The sequence below is a fragment of the Collinsella sp. AM31-2AC genome (genome assembly GCF_003469285.1).
Classification (GTDB): Bacteria; Actinomycetota; Coriobacteriia; order Coriobacteriales; family Coriobacteriaceae; genus Collinsella; species Collinsella aerofaciens_AT.
Genome location: NZ_QSJB01000001.1, coordinates 159,011 through 176,281, shown reverse-complemented (window position 1 = coordinate 176,281; position 17,271 = coordinate 159,011). Strand labels below are relative to the sequence as shown.

15 protein-coding genes are annotated in these 17,271 nt (G+C 60.2%); 11 read left to right on the top strand and 4 right to left on the bottom strand.

Translation table 11 applies throughout. The annotated features are described in order from the left end of the window. Window positions 1–3: 3 nt before the first annotated feature. Both DW796_RS00740 and DW796_RS00735 read right to left on the bottom strand, forming a co-directional pair. Entirely contained in the window at window positions 4–1,017 is a 1,014-nt protein-coding gene (locus tag DW796_RS00740) for an FhaA domain-containing protein (protein ID WP_118093965.1), read from the bottom strand. Beyond that, complete coding sequence (locus DW796_RS00735) at window positions 1,014–2,867, bottom strand: serine/threonine-protein kinase (RefSeq protein WP_118093964.1); 1,854 nt, start codon at window positions 2,865–2,867, stop codon at window positions 1,014–1,016. Before DW796_RS00735 ends, DW796_RS00740 begins: the two co-directional genes overlap by 4 nt. 439 nt (window positions 2,868–3,306) lie before the next feature. On the opposite strand from DW796_RS00735, the gene DW796_RS00730 reads away from it, so the two are divergent. The 6 genes from DW796_RS00730 to DW796_RS00710 all read left to right on the top strand — a co-directional run bounded on the left by DW796_RS00730 (window position 3,307) and on the right by DW796_RS00710 (window position 9,142). Then, complete coding sequence (locus DW796_RS00730) at window positions 3,307–5,442, top strand: LuxR C-terminal-related transcriptional regulator (RefSeq protein ID WP_158567659.1); 2,136 nt, start codon at window positions 3,307–3,309, stop codon at window positions 5,440–5,442. 109 nt (window positions 5,443–5,551) lie between these two features. Continuing rightward, window positions 5,552–6,064 (top strand): hypothetical protein, encoded by a 513-nt coding sequence (locus DW796_RS10355; RefSeq protein ID WP_124785772.1) that lies wholly within the window; start codon window positions 5,552–5,554, stop codon window positions 6,062–6,064. A gap of 54 nt (window positions 6,065–6,118) precedes the next feature. After that, window positions 6,119–7,000 (top strand): hypothetical protein, encoded by an 882-nt coding sequence (locus tag DW796_RS00725; RefSeq protein ID WP_089573265.1) that lies wholly within the window; start codon window positions 6,119–6,121, stop codon window positions 6,998–7,000. Window positions 7,001–7,038: 38 nt separating this feature from the next. Beyond that, a complete protein-coding gene (locus tag DW796_RS00720) occupies window positions 7,039–7,836 on the top strand; it encodes a hypothetical protein (RefSeq protein ID WP_147326479.1) in 798 nt (265 codons plus the stop codon). After that, the gene (locus DW796_RS00715; RefSeq protein ID WP_089573263.1) at window positions 7,833–8,477 is read left to right on the top strand and encodes an ATP-binding cassette domain-containing protein; all 645 of its coding nucleotides are present in this window, start codon (window positions 7,833–7,835) and stop codon (window positions 8,475–8,477) included. The genes DW796_RS00720 and DW796_RS00715 overlap by 4 nt, the downstream gene beginning before the upstream one ends. A gap of 5 nt (window positions 8,478–8,482) precedes the next feature. Next, window positions 8,483–9,142 (top strand): DUF5028 domain-containing protein, encoded by a 660-nt coding sequence (locus DW796_RS00710; protein ID WP_117584193.1) that lies wholly within the window; start codon window positions 8,483–8,485, stop codon window positions 9,140–9,142. A gap of 105 nt (window positions 9,143–9,247) precedes the next feature. Here the strand turns inward: DW796_RS00710 and DW796_RS00705 are convergent, their stop codons facing one another. Next, window positions 9,248–9,964, bottom strand: a complete 717-nt coding sequence (locus tag DW796_RS00705; RefSeq protein ID WP_089573261.1) for a hypothetical protein — start codon at window positions 9,962–9,964, stop codon at window positions 9,248–9,250. Window positions 9,965–10,080: 116 nt separating this feature from the next. Between DW796_RS00705 and dnaX the strand changes: the two genes are divergently transcribed. Continuing rightward, a complete protein-coding gene (gene dnaX, locus DW796_RS00700; RefSeq protein WP_158567658.1) occupies window positions 10,081–12,504 on the top strand; it encodes a DNA polymerase III subunit gamma/tau in 2,424 nt (807 codons plus the stop codon). Window positions 12,505–12,525: 21 nt separating this feature from the next. On the opposite strand, the gene DW796_RS00695 is transcribed toward dnaX, so the two are convergent. Then, window positions 12,526–12,999: a hypothetical protein gene (locus DW796_RS00695; RefSeq protein ID WP_117648547.1), complete on the bottom strand. Its 474-nt coding sequence runs from the start codon at window positions 12,997–12,999 to the stop codon at window positions 12,526–12,528. Between the two features lie 349 nt (window positions 13,000–13,348). Here DW796_RS00695 and DW796_RS00690 point away from each other — a divergent pair, with 349 nt between their 5' ends. The 4 genes from DW796_RS00690 to DW796_RS00675 all read left to right on the top strand — a co-directional run bounded on the left by DW796_RS00690 (window position 13,349) and on the right by DW796_RS00675 (window position 17,271). Beyond that, on the top strand, window positions 13,349–13,669 hold the full coding sequence (locus DW796_RS00690) for a YbaB/EbfC family nucleoid-associated protein (RefSeq protein WP_006235174.1): 321 nt from the start codon (window positions 13,349–13,351) through the stop codon (window positions 13,667–13,669). Between the two features lie 13 nt (window positions 13,670–13,682). Beyond that, window positions 13,683–14,279 (top strand): recombination mediator RecR, encoded by a 597-nt coding sequence (gene recR, locus DW796_RS00685; protein ID WP_089573257.1) that lies wholly within the window; start codon window positions 13,683–13,685, stop codon window positions 14,277–14,279. A gap of 245 nt (window positions 14,280–14,524) precedes the next feature. Next, window positions 14,525–15,430 carry a hypothetical protein gene (locus tag DW796_RS00680; RefSeq protein ID WP_117564927.1) on the top strand — a complete coding sequence of 302 codons (906 nt, stop codon included), beginning with the start codon at window positions 14,525–14,527 and terminating at the stop codon, window positions 15,428–15,430. Beyond that, a complete protein-coding gene (locus tag DW796_RS00675) occupies window positions 15,427–17,271 on the top strand; it encodes a hypothetical protein (protein WP_117736772.1) in 1,845 nt (614 codons plus the stop codon). The genes DW796_RS00680 and DW796_RS00675 overlap by 4 nt, the downstream gene beginning before the upstream one ends.

Here is a 17,271-nt window from a genome sequence, read left to right as displayed (position 1 = left end):
CGACTATCCCCTAAATTCAAAGGTACTCAGGCCAAACGTCAGCAGATCGCCGTTGCGCAGCGGGCAGCGCGTAATGCGGCGGTTGTTGACGAGCGTGCCGTTGGTGGAATTGAGGTCCTCGATCGACCAATCCGAGCCCGTAAAGGTGAGCTGGGCGTGGCGGCGCGACACGTTGGGGTCGCGCAGGGCAATGTCGGAAACTGAGCGCTCGCGACCGATGGTCACCTGTGCGGAGGTGATGCTATGGCTCTCGCCGCTCACGACGTCGACGAGCTGGGCGAGCGGGCGCTGCGGGGCGCGAGTGCTCGCCATGTTGGAGGCGATACCGGCTGCGGCGCCTAGGCCCACGGCGGCACCGGTCGCGGCGGCTCCGCCCATGCCGGCAAGCGCGTCGCGCGAGACGGTCTGCGGCACCGGGATGGGTGCTGCGGCGGGGTCGGGGGCGCTAGGCGCGAAGGGATCTGCTACGGCAAGCGGGTCGGGAGCGGCGGCACGAGGCGTCGGCTGCTGCTGGGGCATGGCGGCGGGGCGCTGCTGCTGCGGGGCAGCAAACTGCTGCTGGCCGGCGCGCGGGGCGCTGGCGGCACGGCTTGCCGCGGAGTTGTTTTGGCCCAGACCGTTTTGATAGGCGCGCTCTTCTTCGTACAGGCGGCCGAGCGTGGGGGCATCGACGTTCTCGGCAAAGACCGAGAACTTGCCGGCACGCAGCTGCGGATCGATCATAAAGCGCACGAGGGGCTCGCCGACAAAGACATAACGGCGCTTTTCGGCCTGCGCCTTCACGAACTCGCGGACCTCGCGCGAAAGCTCGGGGTAGAACGGGGCGAGCATGGGGTCGTCGTCGGCGGCGATCAGGATGGTATAGAGTGCCGGCGCCGTGTTGACGCCATTGATCACCAGAGTCTGATCCTCCATGTCGCGAGCGGCCTGCTTGGCAAGCTTCTTAAAGGAGAACGGGGCACGGGTGGCACCGAAGATGCCGGCCACGTGGTCCTCGAAGATGTTCAGGAAGTTCACGAAAGATCACTCTCCGTATAGGTTCTTTGGTATCCGAGCAAATATAGGCATATCCCAACGATTATAGAGGATAGGATTCCCGCAACCGCCGCCTTGGCGATGACCGCGGCTGCAAGGCTGGCAATTTCCATATGGTGTGCAAGACAGGACGCCGCTGCGCAGCCGATGCCGGTGACGGCGATGGCGGCGATTGCGGCAAGGTTTGATCCCTGATCGGCACGCTTGGCATGGGCATTGAGCAACGCGGATGATGCTGCGGCAGTTGCCGCGACCAGCACAAAGGCAGCCCAAAGGAGCGGGTCTCCCAGCGCTGCGGCAACGTTACCGAGCCCCAGCACGCCTTCGGCTGAAAGCGCGATCGTGGCCAGACGGGCAAAAAGCGCGCCCATGCCCGTTGCCGCGGCGGCGCTTGCCGGGCCGAGCCAAAATGACGCGACGCCGGCGGCGACCCCAGCTGCCAGGAAGGTATTGCCGGTCAGACAGCCAAGCGCGAGTGCACAGGTGAGCGCGGCGCTCGCGGCAGCCTCGGTGCGACCCCAGGCGATCCACCAACCGGACATGGCGGCAGCAAAGATCACCGCGACGGGCAGCATCGACAGGATGCCCTGTGCCTGCATGGTGGCGTTGGCCATGAGCACCAAAAAGCCCACAGCCGAGATGGCCGAGCCAATCTGGGGGGCCAGGCCAGCCGCCGCTCCGATCGCGATGGCCGCAATGACCAGGCCGGGAAGCGCCGCGACCCCGGCCGTTTGCATCAGCAAAAAGCTAAAGGTGCCGCACGTTAGCGCCGAGATAGCGCGCATGGTGTAGTCGCGCGCATGGCTCCAGCGCGTGCCCGCCCAGCCGAGTGCGGGGTCGACCTCGATGACGTCGTCCTCGTAGTGCGACGGCTCGATATCGTCGAGCTCCTGCTCGTCATCCGAAAGTTCGCCAACCATTTGCTCCAGGCTGCGACGGCCTTCGCGCACGCTGCCCAGACCGGCAAGGAGCTGGTCGCAAAATGCCTCGATGCTGTTGGGGCGGTCCTGCGGCATGGGGGAGAGCGCGCTCATGAGCGCGGCCTCGGCTCCCGAGGGAAAGTGTGGTATCAGCTCGCTGGGATAGGTGGCGCCGCCGATGATGCGGCCGAGCGAGTCGGCGGGCGTGGCCGCCATAAAAGGAGCGCTGCCGCACAGGCCCTCGTAGATCACACAGGCGAGGGCAAAGACATCGGCGCGCTCGTCGACCGTGCCGGTCTCGATATCGAGCTGCTCGGGCGGCATGTAGCCGATGGTGCCGCCGCGTGAGCCGCCAAAGCCGCCAGCAGACGACAGCCGCGCCATGCCAAAGTCGGTGAGCTTTACATTGCCCGAGTGGTCGATGAGCACGTTGGCGGGCTTGATGTCCAGGTGGAGCACGCCATTACTGTGGGCGAAGGTGAGCGCCTGGCCCAGGGCATCGGCAATGGCCGCGGCCTCGTCAAAGGTGAGCGAATGGCCGTCCGCGCGGTGCAAAAACTCGGCCAGCGACATGCCATCGACATATTCCATAACCAGGTAGGCATAGGCTGTGTCGTGCGTAAAGTCGATAACCTGCACGATGTTGGGATGTTGAAGCATGGCGGCAGTGTGCGCCTCGCGCAGGACATCCATGATGTCGCTAGCGGGCATGCCGGCACCGTTGATAAGGGGGATGCGTTTAATGGCGACGCGGCGGCGCAGGTGCGTGTCGCGGCAGATCTCGATGGAGCCAAAACCGCCGGTCGCAAGTGTCTCGAGCGGCTGGTACCGCTTGAGCAGCTCGCGAGAGCTGGTGCCCTCCAAAGGAACGTCCGGCGAGAACCGGGCGGTATGTTGCGAGAAAAGCGGCATGGCCAACCCTCGTGCGTTTAAAGTTCGTTTGCGAGCGGCGGGCGCGGGGCCGAGCCGTTCGCGGTGGCATAGATGCTGCTAGTGTAGCACGCTCGGGCAGATGGCGAGGATAGCGGGATGCGAGGTGGCCCGATCGATTCGGCCCGTTTCGGCTCGTTTGGAAAGCGCATCTCAGTTTTCAGCCAAATTATGGGATGCGCTTTCCAAATGGGGTGGGCTGCGGAAACTGCATCCCAGAATATTGCCCTGGAACGGGATGCGCTTTCCGAACCGGCGTCCAAAAGGAAACCGCATCCCGCTTTGATGTGGGGACTGCGAACAAAAGCCGGACCGTGATCTGGCGCGGATTGGAGTTCGCCTGAATCATTGATGCTGGCTGGTGTGAGAACAGAGATAAACGAGCGGCTCGAGCGATATAATGACACGCTATGGAGGCCGTATGCTCTTTTCCCGCCGTTCTGCTACATTTGCCTGCGCCATTGCGCTTGTCGTAATGGCGGTCACCCCTTATCACCGGTTTTCATCTTCAATCGGCCTAGCGTCAGGTGCAATGACCTGGCTCGTTATCCTGGGCGCATGCCTCGCGGCGTTTGTTCATGGTGCTGCGCTATGCAAGGGGGGAATGAGAAGGCCGAGGCATCTCGGTGCCATCGGTGTTTTCCTTGGTGTTATTGCAACGGTTCCCGAATGGGCCGACCTGGCTTTCTATGCTCGCGGAGACTCTATTCCAATCGTGTTTGCACCGATTTGGTTGTTACATGGCGTTTCGTGTGTCTCGTGCTTTGTTGGGTCGCTGCTTCTCTCATATGTTATTTGGGGCACGGCGGACTCTCCTTTGACGCAGAGGTCGACACGGACTGACGAAAGGGAAACTCGTCACCCGCAGGACGCGATTTTTACAGAAACAATAGCCGTCATGTCTTGCCTGCTGTTTTGCTGTCGAGTTTCATGGAGAGTCGTTCCCGAGCCATGGGGGATGCCCCCTGTAACGGCCGCGTCAATTGGCCTTGCGCTTTTAATTCCGTTGGTCTATCTCGCATTGACTGTGGCCCCGCCGTTTTGCCGCCCTCGTGCCTTTGGCCATGGGCGGCGCGACGTGTTTGCCTGTTCTGTGCTCGTAGCAGTTCCTATTGGTCTTATTCCGGCTGTTGAGGCGGCATACTTCGCAAGCGATGCCGTGGTCATTGCATTGCTGGCGATGGGGTCCGTTATCGCTGCTGCCTTCGTATGCATGTTGCTAAGGGGGAAACGGGACAACAATTCGGATATCGCCTGTGCGTCCGACACATTCGATGCGGGGGTGTTTTCCCCTGCCCTGTCGCCTAGAGAAGAGCAGTTTGTTCGACTGCTGCTCAAAGGGAAAACGCCGGCGGAAATTGCCAAGGAGACGGATACGAAGCCATCGACGGTGCGGACCACGCTTCACCGAGCATACGGGAAGGCGTCGGTTGCGGGCTCACGCGAGCTCGTGGCGCTGTTTGCGGGTGAGGGCGATACTGTAGGGCATGAGCTACCGCAGCGGCATGCTGACGATATAGTGGCATCAGCTCGAACGCGCCGGCTGTTTCGATACCTGCTCACATTATTCTTTATCCTCCTTGCGGCGGGGCCCTTGGTAATGGCGGATAGCGATTGGGGGTCCGGTGTTTCGCGGGCTGTCGCCTTTTCCCTCTTAAGCTACGCATTGGGTCTCGGACTGCTTCTGTCGCTATGCTACGCGGGTGGAAAAGCGAATCGTGGCGCTGCGCTGGATAGAGCGGGTGAAGCGATTTGGCTCGGAAGCCCGTACGTATGGGCGGTGCTATCTGCTGTGGAATGGTCTTTTATCTATATCGCGGCATTGATGTGCATACGCGTTCCGTTGATGGCTGTGCCGGTCCTGTTTTGCGGCGTGGCGTCTACGGCTTCGCTCGCTGTTGGGCTGCGTCCGTTTAAGGTGCATGCCCATGCTCGGGCTATCGTGCCGTTGGTGTCAATGGGCATGGTTGCCTTAATCTATGCGGTCGCTAGGGGGCGAATCCATGGACTTGCGGTGCTGACGGGGGTGCTGCTCACATATATAGTGATGCGAAGCTGTCCGCAGCGCAAAATGCTTGGGATATGGATGCTTTGCTTCGGGGCGACGGCTCCTGTTTGGGCTGTCTTGCTCAATATGGTGCAGGATCTGACGGTTTTCGAGCCGTTGTTCCTCGCGTCGTTGTTGGGGCAAAGTTCGGCTGTCAATGTCGTCGTGGCAACGGTGATTGTTTGCTGGTCTGTGCCCATGTTCGTTACGCACATCGCGCTCGCCCGCTCGGTTGAGGACGAGAAGGCCGTCTTGGAGTACCGGGCGAACGGGTCCACCGAAACGGCCCGCGTGCGCCAGCTGGCCCTGCTTACGTCGCGCTCCCTTTCTGATGTTCAGTCGCAAATTTTGCTGATGACGGCAGAGGGGGCAACGACAAAGGCCATTGCGGAGGATGTCGGTTACGCTGCATCTACGGTGCAAGCGCTGCGGTCTGCATCTTACCGCCAGTTGAAGATCAAGAATAAGGCGGAGCTAATTTTATTGTTATCGCAGGTAAATAACGTGTAAACGCCTGAGCAATCAACTCAATAGCGGGTGTTTACAGACATCTTTCTCTATTCATGCGAAGGTTGCCGTGCGTCGACGCATTGTTAACCGCTTTTGATTGGAGAAGGCCATGATTAAGCCAAGGAGCGCTATTGCTCGAATCGGAGTCGGCTTGGTGATTGCAGCTGGTCTGTCCCTAGGGGTTCCCGCTGCATCGTTTGCACAAGAGGAGTTTGACACCTCTCAGGTTTCCAGCATTACTCAAAACGCCGATACGGGAATTACGACCTGTACGAACAATGCCGATAAGGCATTTAGTTTTCAATGTGCCGGGACGAGTGCAACTGGCTACCGTCAAAAGGATGATTCCTCATCGCTCTATCTGGATATCCAGGGCCATACGGGAAATCCGCTTCGGTTATATACAGACGGTGCGTATAACACAAGCGGTAGCGGCAGCATGAATTGTACTCAGGGAACGTATCGTTCGAATCACAAGGGACAGTGGGAAATGTATAACCTCGTCCGTGAGAACGGGCGATCTGCGGCGCGACTGACTGCATGGGCGGAGTCTGGCTACGGCACTGTTATTGGCGTATGGAGCCCCGACTGCGTCGGGCATTTCCACAAGCTTCCCGCATAGTTGTTTGAAATGGCTCCCTTCCGGCTTTCTGGGTCGGAAGGGGGAGGAGGACGTATGAACCAAAAGCTCGCAAGATACGAACTGTCGAAAACGATTAGACGTCCAGCTTTTATCCTTGCTCTCTTGATTGCGGTCGCAGTTGCAATAGCTGCCGCGCTGGAGCCGTGGGCAAATTTGGAAAAAGAGCGCCACAACCTTCTTTCTTTTGGTTACGGCGTTGGCGTGCAAGCCGAAAATTATCTCGGTCAAACACGTGAAAGCAGCTTCGGTAACTGGATTGTTGTGAGCGCGAACGCGCCACTGTCTGCGTCGGTGTTTTTCTATGCACTGCCCCTGCTTGCAATGTTGGCTGGATCTTGGTCGTGTCTCTTTGAGCGTTTGAGTGGTTATGACATGCAGATATGCACGCGCGTTTCCAGAAAGGCGTACGTGAACGTAAAGATGCTGTCTGCTTTCCTCTCCGCGTTTACAGTGACTGCCATTCCTCTGCTCGTCAATTTCCTGATCGTCTCGATGCTTTTTCCTGCGTATCTTCCTCGGGTCGATGAGTCGACTTACGTAGGACTTTACCTGCATAGCTACTTCTCCGGTCTATTTTATTCGCATCCTTTGTCATATGTGCTCGCATACACGCTGTTCGATGCTGTCACGCTCGGGACTTTATCCATGGCTGTAACTGGCTTCTCAATTTTGTTTCGTAGCAGAATCAAAGCGATAATTGTCCCGTATCTGCTAATGGTTGCGTGGCATTTTGCAAATGGCTGGATCTTCGGCGTAATGGCTTGTGTGGGGTTTAACTGCAATATCCTCAACAGCATCAGGTCGGAATCGCTGAATAACTGGCCAGACATTCGAGCCGGTTTTGCGGAAATCATATTATTGACCCTTGCTTCGTTGGCTTTTTCTGGGGCGTGGAAAAGACGCGAGGTGGTCTGATGCTGTTTAGGCTGGTCGCCGCGGACCTGAGGACCGTTTTGAAGAAGAACATCATCACTTTTATTGCAATTGCGGCAGTGACCGTTGCGAACTTGGTGTACGCCTACGGATTGTCTTCTGTGTATGGGGTTAGAACGGATACCTTGGGGTTTGCGGATAATCTTGCGCTCGTGTTTGCCGGATCTGCTCCGTTTGAGCCTAGGCCCGGGGTCATGTTTGTGCCTCCGCTAGGATGGCTATTTCTCATTCTGCTTATTCTCTATACAACACTCGACTATCCGACCGAATCGTTGCACGGGTTTGGTTTGCAAGCGCTTGTTCGATGCCGGGCAAGAACCCTTTGGTGGGTCTCGCGTTTTATCTTGGTGGCGGCAGTAACGGCATTTTCACTGCTCGTGGTGGTTTGCTCTGTTGTGATTTGGAGCTTGGTGGTGAGCTCCTCGTTCAGCGCGGTCATTCATGGTGAGTCGCTTCAACTGGCTAATTTGGCGCCGTGGTTTCTCAAAGCTGCCGAGGCAGATGCGCTGCCGTTTTTCATAGGTCTCTTATTTGCTTTTGAGGCGCTTGCGTTTGCGCAGGCAGCGGTTGGGTTTGTGCTTGGGTCGTCAGTCTCGTTTGTGGTTTTAATGAGCTACCTGATCTGCTCGGCATATGCACGACATTGGGCGCTATTGGGTAACGCCTTGATGCTGTTGCGCTGGGGTGGAATTGTCAAAGAGGGAATCGCGGCGGGCTCGAGTGTCTTGTCATCAATTGGGCTTATGTCGTTATGCCTATCGTTGGGTGGACTGTGGTTTCGAAGGGCCGACCTTATAGAAAAGGGGGACAAGATATGAGTGTGATCGTAAGGGGCGTATCGAAGCGCATGGGTAAAAACGATGTCCTGCGCAACGTGTCCATCGAGGTTGACCCTGGGACTGTGGTCGGGCTTCAGGGGATAAACGGTTCGGGTAAGACCATGCTCATGCGAGCGGTTTGCGGGTTGATCAAGCCTACCGAAGGCGAAATCTCTATCGATGGCCAAAGGCTTGGGGCGGACATCTCGTTCCCGCCGAGTCTGGGGATGTTGATCGAGGCGCCTTCCTTTTTGGGATATCTGTCTGGCTACGACAATCTGAAGCTCATCGCTCAGATCAAGGGCGTTGCCACCCCCGAGGACATTCGCTCTGCCCTGCGGCTCGTGGGGCTCGATGCAGACGAAAAAAAGAAGTTCCGAGCATACTCGCTTGGGATGAAGCAGCGTCTGGGGATAGCTGCGGCAATTATGGAGAAGCCGAAGCTGCTTGTTCTCGATGAGCCAACGAATGCCCTCGACGAAGCGGGCGTTGAAATGCTCAAGCGCGTTGTGGCGATGGCGGCATCAACGGGTCGTGAGGTCCTTCTGTCCAGCCATGACGGAGAGGTGCTCGAGGAACTGGCCGATCGGGTTTACTGCATGCGCGACGGTGCCGTTGTGAAAGTTCGGGAAAGGTCGTGAGCGCGATGAAGAAGACCCTGTGGACGAGAAGATCGGCGCTCGCGCTTTTTTGCTGTGCTGCTGCCGGCCTTGCGGGCATGAGGGTGAGCGTCGTTAACGGGAACCGGACGGTCATTCCTGAGAAATATTACGCGGAGGGCGAATGGCTCTCGATGGATGGAGCGTTTCTGGGGTCGAAGGATGTGGTGACTGATGGGTATTCGTTTTGCATAGACGGGGCAGAGTTGCTCACGCCGCGCGAGTATCTCAAACGAGCACATGACGATTATTCAAAATATGGCACCGTGGATACGAAAACGAGACTGAAGGATGCCGACATCACGTGCGTTATCGCCGTAAAGATGCGTGTCAGAAATAGGGATAATATCGACGGTGGAATCAAAGCGTATGTTTGGCATCTGGTTCCGGAGTCTGCGCCAAACTATGATTTTGTAGTCAATACCGATCTGATAACGCAAGCCATGCCGGTCCTTGGCGGCTCTGCTGCGTTTGCCGTGGAGGTTGGGGCAGAAAACGAGTTGCTCGTCCCATTTATGATGCAGAACACCAACGACTATTTCGAAGGTTACGAGACCGTCCGTTTTGAGAAAGCATTTCCCGGGACTTACACGATGAAGATGACCGATCTGCCGGAGCGGAGGCTCTTAAGGTTTGAAGTGAAATAGCTCGAGAGCAAGGCAAAACGGGTCCATTGGCGGTACGCGCGCCCGATTCCAGGCGCCCCGGCCCGGAATCGGGCGCGGGACGAGGCGCCTTCGGTGTCGGCCGGCCTACCGCTTCTTCTTGCTCTTCTTCTGCTTGCGCTGCTTGCCCTTGGTCTCCTGGGGCTTGTCGCCCTGTTTTGCTTCGGCAGCGGCCTTTTCTGCCTTCATCTTCTTGCGTTTGGTCTCGATGCGGAGTTTTTTGTTGATGCGCGCCTTAAGGAAGGGACCGAACTGCTCGGCATCGCCGCGGACAAAGGTGTCCTTAGGGATCGTCACGCCCTGGTCGGCGAACATGGCCACAAAGATGCGCTCGCCGTCGAGCACGTGGTCGAGCTTTTCAAACGGGAAGAACTGCGACTTGCCGCTCGTGCCCCAAACCATCAGGCCGTCCTCGTTGGCGGCGACGCGGCGATAGCGGCCACCCATGGACTCGTCGGCCTCAACGGCGTCGATAAAGTCGCGGGCGAGGGTGTGGTGCAGGTTTTTGCTCCACCAGGCCAAAAAGGCGCCGAATACGATCAAGACGACGCCAAACTTGATCCAGTTGCCGCCGGCCACCAGCATGCCGATGCCGATGAGCGCGGCAATTGCCGCGGCGACATACAGCGAGCCGCGACGCCTGGGCGAGGCGACCAGGCGGGCGAAGTCGGTGACGAGGTCGTTTTCGTATTGGTACTCGTTGAGGTACAGGATGCCGTCGTCGGCTGCGGCCTGCTCCTCGAGCGCGACCTCGACCTGGTCGGCTGCTTCGGAGGGAACGAGGTTGCTCTCTGCGTCTGCCATGCTCTTTGGACTCCTATCGCGGCGGGCTCGCCGTACGGGTTATTATGGAATGCAGTATGCCGTGCGACCGCATGGCCGCCGCGGCAACAAGACTCAGTATACCCGGGGGAGCACCCATGGAATCGTTGTACCGAAAGTATCGCCCGCTCACCTTTGACTCCGTGGTGGGCCAGCAGCATATCGTCTCGACGCTCGAGCACGCCATCACCGAGGGGCGCCTGTCCCACGCCTACCTGTTCTGCGGACCGCGCGGCACGGGCAAGACCACCATGGCGCGCATTCTGGCCAAGGCGCTGCTGTGCCGCAATGCCGAGGCGGCGCGCGCCGAGGGTGCAAGCGGCTGCATGCCCGACGGTACTTGCGAGGAGTGCGAGCTCATTGCCGAGGGTAACCACCCCGATGTCTACGAGCTCGATGCCGCCTCCCGCACGGGCGTGGACAATGTGCGCGAGGAAATCATCAACTCCGTCAACTTTGCCCCGGTGCGCGGCAAGTACAAGATCTATATCATCGACGAGGTCCACATGCTCACGACGGCGGCGTTCAACGCGCTGCTCAAGACGCTCGAGGAGCCGCCGGCACACGTGATCTTTGTGCTGTGCACCACCGACCCGCAAAAGATTCTGGAGACCATCCTCTCGCGCTGCCAGCGTTTCGATTTCCATCGCATCGGCAACGAGGATATCGAGCGTCGCCTGGCATACGTGTGCGAGCAGGAGGGCTTCGATTACGACGATGAGGCGCTGGCTATCGTGGCGCGCCATGCCAAGGGCGGTATGCGCGACGCGTTGTCCACGCTGGAGCAGCTGAGCGTCTTTGGCAACGGTTCTGTGCATGCGGACGACGCCCGCTCGCTTTTAGGCGAGGTTTCGGACCAGATTCTGGGCGAGTTTTCCCGCGCCATTGCCGATCGCGATGTTGCCGAGCTCTATGGACTGATCCGTGCGCAGGTCGAGGAAGGAAACGACCTGCTGGAGCTGACGCGCGACCTGGTGGCGCATGTGCGTGACGTGTACGTTGCCTGCGTTGCCGGTGCCCGTGCCGAGCTGTTTGAGGGCGGCTCCGAGCAGGCCGAGGCGCTTGCTGCCGAGGCCGCTGCCTTTGGCGAGCATCCTGCCGACCGCCTGGCCCGTGTGCTGACGGTGCTCGACGATGCCGCACTGGAGATGAGGGGCGCGAGCGACGTGCGCCTGGTGCTCGAGATCGCCTGCACGCGCCTGGCACGTCCCGAGGCCGATTTAACGATTGAGGCATTGGCCGAGCGCGTGGCCCGCTTGGAGGCCATGGTTGCCAACGGCGCCGTGCCGGCGAGCGTGGCTGCTGCTCAGGCCGCCGCGCCTGCAGCATCCGTACCCGCTGCTGCCCAACAGCCGACGCTAATTTCGGGCGCTCGTGCTGCCGCTCCGGCGGCATCCGCTGCCCCCGCTGCTACGTCCGCGCGCCAGGGCGGTATGCCTTGGGACCGTGGTGCTGCTGTTCCGGCTGCTCAGCCTGCGCCGACTCCGACGCCTCAGCCCGTTGCGGCCCCCGCGCCTGCCACCGCTCCGGCACCTAAGCCCCAGTCCAACAACGCCGCCCAGGTTGCCGCCGCCGGTGCTGCCGAGACCTCCGCGGTCGAGGACGCCGGAGAGCTGCAGCGCAAATGGGCCGAGGTTGTCGAGCGTGTCAAGGCGCGTCAGGCTTCCTACGCGGGGCTTTTGCTCAATGCCCGCGCCACGGCTGACGACGGCTCCAGGCTCACGGTCTCGTTCCCCGCGGGCTCGACCTTTGCCATCAAGATGCTTGGACGCGCCGACACGCAGTCGGTGGTCCTGCCGACAGTCAGTGCGGTCTTCGGTCGTCGTACCGTCGACTATGTCCTGGATGGGGGTGGCACGCCGGCTCCTCAACATGAGGAGCATTCTCCATCTGCACGGGCTGCGGTATCTGCGGACCCGCAACCCGTGTCCTCGGCGGCCCCTGCATCCTCGAGCGCCAGCGCGACGCAGCCAAAAGCAGCACCGATAGCGGCGCCGACCCCGTCGGCGCCTAAGCCCGTCATGGCCAAACCGGCTGCTCCGACACCCGCGCCCAAGCCTGCCTCGCCCGCGCCCAAGTCGTCTGACCTGGGCAAAGCCCCCTGGCTGCGCTCCGACAACCCCGCCGGCGCTCCTGCCACGGGCAAGCTCCCGACCGAGCCCGCGCCCCGAGCGCCCGAGCGCGCGTCCGCTCCCAAGGCTCAGCCCGCCGCGCCGTCTGCGCCATGGGAATCCGAGCAGGTTCCCTACGACGATGCCATGGTTGGCGGTTTTGTTGCCGATGCTGGTGGGGACGATCTGCCTCCGTTCGACGTGCCGGGTGCGGCGTCCGCGCCCAAGTCCGCTGCAACTGCCCCCAAAGAGGAGGACGCTCCTGCAGCTCCCTGGGAGTCCAACTCCGGTGCGGGCGGCCCCTTCGGCCATCAGGGTGCAGCCCCGAGCATCCCGCAGACCGAGGACGAGGCCAAAGCCCTCATCCGCAGCGTCTTCGGCCAGTCCACCATCTTCAAGCCGGTGGAGTAGCTGCGCAGGCGGGTATACTGCTCAAGAAGAGAACCCCTTGCCCGGGCGCATCTGTATTTCGGACATGTGCAACGTGGTGCCGCGTATATCGCATTCGAGCAGACAGGCGCGTGACGGTCGGCCTAGGATGCTGAGGTCGATACGATACGTCGCATGGCTGTCCGTGTACTCGACTTGCTCGGCGTTGACGGTTGCTCCGATTGTAAATAAAGAGCCCAGTTCGGCATCGACAATCTTGGAGTCCTTTATCTTGACCTTGAACTCTTGGTAGAGGGACGGGCTGTTGTAGTAAATGGTTCGGGTTCCGTCGGTGCATTCATCGGTCGTCTCCCATTTGACGACGGGCTGGTCCGAGCTGGCTATCAGCAGTTCTGCTCCAAAAGCTATGGCATGGGTGATGATAACCAGTAATACCCAGACGACAAAGAGATAGAGAACCACATATGCAACGGGGTGTTTTGAGCGGATGTTTTGGAGTACGGCTGGGACATTCACGAGGGCACCTCCAAATCGTCATCTATGACAATCAAATTATACCCAGCCGCCATGCGTGCCGCCTCGAGCAGCGGCTCGGCATTTTGCCATGTAGCCTTGTAGCCCTACGCATAAACTGCCTGGTTCCAGCTCTGCTAGATGTAGCTTGAGATAATTATGCAACCTTGCATAATTCGACCTTGCATAATCTTGGGCGTGCGTCACGCTCAAGGACATGTATATCGACTGAGGTAGCGTGTCCGCCCCGCTTGCTTGCCCCGCGCCGTGGTACGATTTTTGAGTTTGAAAGTCCCGTCGCGCTCCGGCTGCCCTTGCAGCTTGTCGCGCGGCCGCACGTAAAGGAGCCATCATGGCCGGTATGAACATGCAGCAAATGATGAAGCAGGCTCGCAAGATGCAGGAGCAGCTTGCCGCCGCGCAGGAAAACCTTAAGTCCCAGACCGTCGACGCCTCTGCCGGCGGCGGCATGGTCAAGGTGACCGTTAACGGCGAGATGGAGCTCGTCAACCTCACCATCGACCCCGATGCCCTCGATCCCGAGGACGTCGATATGCTGCAGGACATGATCATGGCTGCCGTCAACGAGGCCGTCCGCGGTGTCAACGAGCTCGCCAACAAGCAGATGGGCGCCATCACCGGCGGCCTCAACATCCCGGGCATGCCGTTCTAAGACACGCATATATATGAGTGCGAATCACAGTCTGCAAAAACTGCTCGATGAGCTGGGCCGTCTGCCGGGCATTGGTCCCAAGTCGGCCCAGCGCATCGCCTATTACCTGCTCGAGGCCGATGCCGAGGAGGCGCGCCGCCTGGCCGAGGCTATCCTGGAGGTTAAGCAGGAGGTTCACTTTTGCAGCCGCTGCTTTAACTACGCCACGGCCGACGAGTGCTCCATCTGCCAGGATTCGATGCGCGATACCACTCGCATTTGCGTGGTGGGCGAGCCGCGCGATGTCCAGGCGATTGAGCGCACGGGCAGCTACCACGGTCTCTACCACGTATTGGGCGGCGTGATCAGTCCCATGGACAAGATTGGTCCCGAGCAGTTGCACATTCGTGAGCTGCTGGCACGCTTGGGCCACGAGGACATCCACGAGGTCATCATCGCCACCAACCCCAATATCGAGGGCGAGACCACGGCGAGCTACCTGGCCCGCACTATCAAGCCGCTGGGCGTTGAGGTATCGCGTCTGGCGAGCGGCCTTCCCGTGGGCGGCGACCTGGAGTATGCCGACGAGCTTACGCTTGGGCGCGCCATCGAGGCCCGTCGCACGATTTAGGTGGCGAGCCTGCTCCTGCCGTATGTCTTCATCGCGACGCACGGGGTAGCCATAATTTCCCCGTGCGACTGTAAGTTTGTTGTGCAACAAAGATGCTTTGTATCCGCTTATCGCATGGATGCTTCCACTCGCATCCTTAATTTGCCCATTCGTTGCGCAACCTTTTGGGTTCGCTGATACACTCAAATATGGATTCGAATGAATGCGCCGCTCCCGAGCGGCGTGTTTTTGTTGGAGGAGAACGCATGCGGCCCGGTGGCACTCAGACAAAGCGCGGCGCCGCGGTGCGCATGCGACGCCGACTGGGCTTGGCGCCGCGGGCGTACGCACTGCTGTCTTGCTCGCTGGTGCTGGTCATAGCTGGCGTTTCTGCCTATGGCATGACCGTGCCGTCCATGATGCAGGCACATGCCGCACGCGAACCGCGCGTGGGGCATGAGGTCAAAAGTGACCTGGGGACCACGACTGGATATGCTTGGGCAAGTGTGGTCGCGCATATTGTGTTTGGCACCGGCGACGCGGACGGCGCCGAGGCCCCGGACAACGAAGTCACGCTTGCCAATGGCAAAACCATCGTGCTCACCAACACCAAGATCATCGATCGGTTGTCCAACAATAGCGTGGCGGCAACGGTGAATAAGGTCGAGCAGCAGAAGGAGCAGGACGCCCAGCAGTCCGGAAAGCCCGGTAGCTCGGATACTTCTGGCTCCGGCTCGGATTCGTCGAGTTCGGGCGGTGGCTCTGGGTCGGGTTCCTCTGCCGGAGGGTCTGGAAACGGCGGCTCGACGGGCGGCAACACTGACAACGATGCAAACTCCGGTGGCCTTTCCGCTGCTGAGGAAGAGAGCATTCACAGCTGGCTTGTGACCAAGTACAACATGCTCGACGGCTATGTTTCTCGTGCCAATGACGTGGTCTCGACCTATAACTCTACGGGAGATCCCAGGCCGTGCGACAGCCTGGTCGGGGAGATGTTTGTCATTCGAGCCGAGTTCGGTCGTCAGACATTCTCGCCCCGGTCAAAGTGGTATCAGCAGTATGCCAATCTGTGGGGCTGTTACACCAACCTATGTCAATGGGTCGGCCATTACGGCGATGATGACGTCGCGCTCGGTAACTTCAACAATAACGTGGCGGCGCTTGCCCTATGATGACCGATCTTGCATCCACCACACCACAATCGCTCGGTCGCGATCCCATGGTCGGCCTGCGCCTGGCGCGTGTCGACGGGTTTGAGCCGGCCATTGCGCTCGGTCAGGACGAACTGCCTGCCTATCTGCGTCGTTTTACGATACTGTTTGCCGACGATGCCACCATGCGCCGTGGCGGTATCGGCCGCGTGACGCGTGCCGTCAACGCCCAAGGCGAGGCCGTGGCACTCAAGCAGCTCATCTTGCCAACGTGCGATGAGTTTGACGATGCCGCCGCCCATGAGGCGCTGGTCGCCAAGTTCAAAGCGGCGTTTCGCGAGGAATACGAATGCCATCGCGCCCTTTCGGGCCTTAAGGGCTTTCCCCGCCTCTATGGCTGGGGCGAGGTCGACGGTGTGCCTGCAATTGTCATGGAATGGGTCGAGGGCGAGACGCTCGCCCGCTTGCGCTCGCGCTTTGCCGTGGACGATGCCGGCCGCCTATCGCCGCTTGTGGCGGCGCGTCTGGGTCGCGACCTGTTCGATCTGCTCTGCCGTATGAGCCTGGTGGGCGAGGGCTTTGTCCATCGCGATATCTCGCCCGCTAATATTATGGTGCGTACGGCGCGTCTACCGCTTGACCGGCAGCTTGCCGAGGGCACCTTTGACCTGTGCCTGATCGACTTTGGCTCGTCGCTGGCGCTTGAGCCTGCGTCGGCCGTGGCCGGTACCGGCGGCAAGGCGTCGTTTACGGAGCGCTATGCCACGCTGCGTCGCGCGACGGTTGCCTATGCCCCGCCCGAGATGCTCACCGACGATATTCCCGACCTGCGCGCTTTGCGTATGTCGCCGGCGATCGACGTCTATGCCGCAGCAAGCACGGTTTACGAGCTCATTGCCGGCGCCGCGCCATACGAAGCCGCGCCGAGCACTTCGGGCACCTCGGGTTCGCGCAAAAAGACGCGCGACATCGCCAGCCCCTACCGTCTCAAGATGGACACGCTGCCCGACTATCCCATTGGTGCCCATGCGCCCGGTTGCGATTTGACTCAGCTGCTTCGTCGTGAGCCCGATGTGGCGCTCGCTGCGGCCGAGCAGGCCCAGCAGCTGGGGCTTGAGCCGGATTCCGAGGAGCTACGCGATGCGCTGGCGTTTGTCGATGCCCAGCTGTTCGACGTGGTGATGGCCTGTCTGTCCAGCCATCAAAAAGATCGTCCCGAGCCGGCGGCGGTCGAGGCGGCGCTCTCGGCGTTTTGTGACCACTATGCGCAAAATGTCGGTCGTTCGCTCCGCGGCGAGCCGCTCACGCCGTGCCCCATGGATGCGTCTGGCCGCGCGGTTCGTCGCGCGCTGATGGTCGGCGCGACGGTCGTCTGTGGCGTGGTTTGGGCTGTGGTCGTGGTTTCGGCCGCGCTGCTGGCGTCGGGCGCTCGCGTGACGGCGACTTTGGGATCGCTCGTGTGGTCTGGGTCGCTACCGGGTATTATTGCCGCACTGGCGTTGGCGCTGCCAGGCATAGCCGGCGTTGCCGCGGGGGCACTTGCGCGCGATCGGCGCTCGGGCTTCCTGCAGGGTGTGCTTGCGCTTTCTGCCTGCGAGGTTCCGGTGCTGGTTGTGGCTGCATGTAGCGTATTTTCCCAACGCGCCGTGATGGGCGGCCTTGTTGCCGCTCTGGTTGCAACCTATACGCTTACGTGGTTTTTGCTTGCGATGGGCTTTGCCTTTGAACTTCCCGTTTCGGCACCGCGACGCACAAAAGCCCAGATGGCGACTCCGCTTGCCGGTGGAGCCGCAGCTGTCCGTACTTTTGGCGGACCTGTCGAAGTATCGTCCGATTCTATTTCTACGACCAAGGAGGCCTAG

Excerpts from the sequence above, each read along its gene's own strand:
- DW796_RS00735 (WP_118093964.1), bottom strand. The coding sequence starts at position 2,867 with ATGCCGCTTTTCTCGCAACATACCGCCCGGTTCTCGCCGGACGTTCCT.
- DW796_RS00730 (WP_158567659.1), top strand. The coding sequence starts at position 3,307 with ATGCTCTTTTCCCGCCGTTCTGCTACATTTGCCTGCGCCATTGCGCTT.
- DW796_RS10355 (WP_124785772.1), top strand. The coding sequence starts at position 5,552 with ATGATTAAGCCAAGGAGCGCTATTGCTCGAATCGGAGTCGGCTTGGTG.
- DW796_RS00725 (WP_089573265.1), top strand. The coding sequence starts at position 6,119 with ATGAACCAAAAGCTCGCAAGATACGAACTGTCGAAAACGATTAGACGT.
- DW796_RS00715 (WP_089573263.1), top strand. The coding sequence starts at position 7,833 with ATGAGTGTGATCGTAAGGGGCGTATCGAAGCGCATGGGTAAAAACGAT.
- DW796_RS00710 (WP_117584193.1), top strand. The coding sequence starts at position 8,483 with ATGAAGAAGACCCTGTGGACGAGAAGATCGGCGCTCGCGCTTTTTTGC.
- DW796_RS00705 (WP_089573261.1), bottom strand. The coding sequence starts at position 9,964 with ATGGCAGACGCAGAGAGCAACCTCGTTCCCTCCGAAGCAGCCGACCAG.
- dnaX (WP_158567658.1), top strand. The coding sequence starts at position 10,081 with ATGGAATCGTTGTACCGAAAGTATCGCCCGCTCACCTTTGACTCCGTG.
- DW796_RS00690 (WP_006235174.1), top strand. The coding sequence starts at position 13,349 with ATGGCCGGTATGAACATGCAGCAAATGATGAAGCAGGCTCGCAAGATG.
- recR (WP_089573257.1), top strand. The coding sequence starts at position 13,683 with ATGAGTGCGAATCACAGTCTGCAAAAACTGCTCGATGAGCTGGGCCGT.
- DW796_RS00680 (WP_117564927.1), top strand. The coding sequence starts at position 14,525 with ATGCGGCCCGGTGGCACTCAGACAAAGCGCGGCGCCGCGGTGCGCATG.
- DW796_RS00675 (WP_117736772.1), top strand. The coding sequence starts at position 15,427 with ATGATGACCGATCTTGCATCCACCACACCACAATCGCTCGGTCGCGAT.